This window comes from Streptomyces sp. WG7, assembly GCF_049975785.1.
GTDB lineage: Bacteria > Actinomycetota > Actinomycetes > Streptomycetales > Streptomycetaceae > Streptomyces.
On record NZ_JBNGGE010000123.1, the window covers coordinates 1 to 3,003 of the forward strand.

The following is a 3,003-nucleotide window of genomic DNA, read 5'->3' on the forward strand; positions in this document are numbered from 1 at the left end:
TTGCACCGCCCATCCACCGCCAACCCACCCTGCACGGAGAACCCGACGAACGCATCCGGCGTCGCCATGACCGTCACGCCACCGGCGAGAGCCATCGAGCACTCACCGGACCGCAACGACTGCACGGCCCAGTGCAACGCCACCAGAGACGAGGAACACGCCGTGTCCACCGTCACCGCAGGGCCCTGCAACCCCAGCACATACGCCACCCGCCCCGACAACACACTCTGCGAACCACCCGTCACCAGATGCCCCGCCACGTCTTCGTCGGATCGGGCAGCCACCTCGGAGTAGCCCGAAGGGATCGCGCCGACGAACACCCCGACGGGATCGCCCGCCAGCGAGGCGGGGTCGATTCCGGCGTGCTCCAGGGCTTCCCACGAGGTCTCCAACAACAGCCGCTGCTGCGGATCAGTCGCCACCGCCTCACGGGGGGAAATCCCGAAGAACTCCGCATCGAAGTCACCGGCCTCGTGCAGGAAGCCGCCGGTGCCGGTGACCGACGCGGCGGGTCCGGAGCCGGACAGCTCGTCCAGGTCCCAGCCACGGTCGGTGGGGAACTCCGTGATGGCGTCCCGGCCTTCGGCCACCAGGCTCCACAGCTGGTCGGGACCGGCCACCCCGCCGGGGAGCCGGCAGGCCATTCCCACGATCACGATCGGGTCGTCGTTCACGGACACGGCCGGAGGCACGGCCGTGGTCCGCGCGGCGGTGGGGGTTCCGGTGAGCAGATCGGTGAGGTGGTCGGCCAGGCCGCCGATAGTCGGGTAGTCGAACGCCAGGGTGGCAGGCAGGCTCAGCGATGTGGTGGTGGCGAGGCGGTTGCGCAGTTCCACCGCTGTCAGTGAGTCGAAGCCCAGGTCCCTGAACGCCTGACCGGTGTCGACACGGTCCGGCGAGCTGTGGCCCAGAACGGCGGCGACGTGGCCGCGTACGAGCTCGTGCAGGAACTCAGTACGCTCCCCCTCAGGGATCTGTGCCCAGCGCCGGGCGAAGCCCGATGCCTTCGACTCGTCCGCTCCAGGGGTCGAACCGGCCAGCACCTGGGCGACCTCCGCGAGGTCCGACAGGAGTGGGCTCGAGCGGGCTGCGGTGAAGGCCGGCGCGAACCGGGGCCAGTCCATGTCCGAGACCGTGATGGTGGTCTCGTCGTCACTCAGGGCCCGGTGCAGCGCCGCGAGAGCCAACCGGGGCTGCATGGGCAGCACGCCCGACTTCCGCAGGTGCGCATTCTGTTCGGGGTTGTCAACGGCCATCCCCGCCTCGGCCCAGGCACCCCACGCCACCGAGGTCGCGGCCCGCCCCTGTGCCCGGCGACGGGCCGCCAGGGCATCGAGGTAGGCGTCACCGGCGGCGCAGCCGGCCTGGCCACTGCCGCCCCATGATGCCGCGCCTGAGGAGAACAGCACAAAGGCGTCCAGATCGATGTCGCTGGTCAACTCGTCCAGGTGAGCCGCTCCTGCCACCTTGGGACGCAGTTCGGCCGCCATCTGCTCAGGCGTCACCGATTCGACGGCGACCAGGCCCTGGTTCACACCTGCGGCATGCACCACCATCCGCAGCGCGCCGCCGATGGACTCCACGACGTTCGCAAGCGCGGCACGGTCCGCAACGTCGCAGGCCACGACCGTGACCCGCGCGCCCAGTTCCTCCAGGTCGGCACAGAGCTGTCCGGCTCCCTGGGCATCCGGGCCACGCCTGCTCATCAGCACCACGTGCTCGGCACCGCGCTCCACCGCCCACCGCGCGACGAGCCTGCCCAGGCCACCGGTGCCACCGGTGATGAGCGCCGTTCCCCACGTCCGCCACGAGGTCGCCCTCGTACCAGCCTGCAATGCCCGGACCAGCCGACGGCCGAACACGCCGCCCGCCCGTATGGCGACCTGGTCCTCACCCAGTTGCCCCGACACCACCGACGCCAGTCGCCGCGCCACCCGCTCGTCGAGTACCTCGGGCAGGTCCACCACACCGCCCCAGTGCTGCGGCCGTTCCACCGCGACCACCCGGCCGAGGCCCCAGACCGCTCCCTGCCCGGGGCTGGTCACCGGGTCCTGCCGTCCCACCGAGACCGCGCCCCGGGTAACCGCCCAGACCGGAGCGGTGATCCCGGCGTCGCTCAACGCCTGTACCAGCAACAGCGTCGGCACCGCGGGCTCGGCGTCGCCAAGCGCGAGCAGGGACAGCACACCGGCGACTTCGTCATCGGGCAGTTGCGCCGTCAGCGCGGCCCGGTCGGCGCTGTCGTACTCCATCAGCACGACCTGCGGACCCATCGCCGCCAGCACGGCCGCCACCCAGGGGTCTCCGCCGGTCCCGGCAGGGACGATAACCAGCCACGGCTCGGACACCGAGGCGGTCGCGCCGGCTTCGATCAGCTTCCAGGACTCGCGGTACCGCCAGCCGCCCACGGCCCGATCGTGAAGGTGCCGGTCACGCCACGACGATAGGGCGGGCACCACGGGAGAGACGACGCCGCTTTCCAGCTCCAACGTCCGGGCGATAGCCTGCACATCGCGCCGCTCCACCGACGCCCAGAACTCCGCGTCCACGGCATCCGGTTGGGCGGGCTCCGAGTCCTGTGCCTCATCGGTCCAGTACCGCTGGTGCTGGAACGCGTACGAGGGAAGGTCCACCCGCCGGGCTTCGGCCCCAGCGAACACCGACTCCCACGACACAGCAACACCCTGCACGAACAACTGCGCCAACGACGCCATCATCCGCCCAGGACCACCCTCGCCACGGCGCAGCGTCCCGACCACCACACCGTCCTGCCCCGCGTCCTCCAGGGTCTCCTGGACCGCGGCCGTCAGCACCGGATGCGGACTGACCTCGACGAAGACCTCCCGACCATCCGCGATCAAAGCACGGGTCGCGTCCTCGAACCGCACGGTCTCACGCAAATTCCGCACCCAATACCCGGCATCCACCGCGCCGGTATCCAACACCTGCCCCGTCACCGACGAATACACCGGCACCGACGACGACACCGGCGCGATCCCGGCC

Annotated in this window: 1 protein-coding gene; it reads right to left on the reverse strand. The window is 70.8% G+C overall.

The features are described from left to right. A partial coding sequence (locus tag ACP4J0_RS38290) for an SDR family NAD(P)-dependent oxidoreductase (RefSeq protein ID WP_426604037.1) occupies positions 1–3,003 on the reverse strand: 3,003 nt, incomplete at both ends.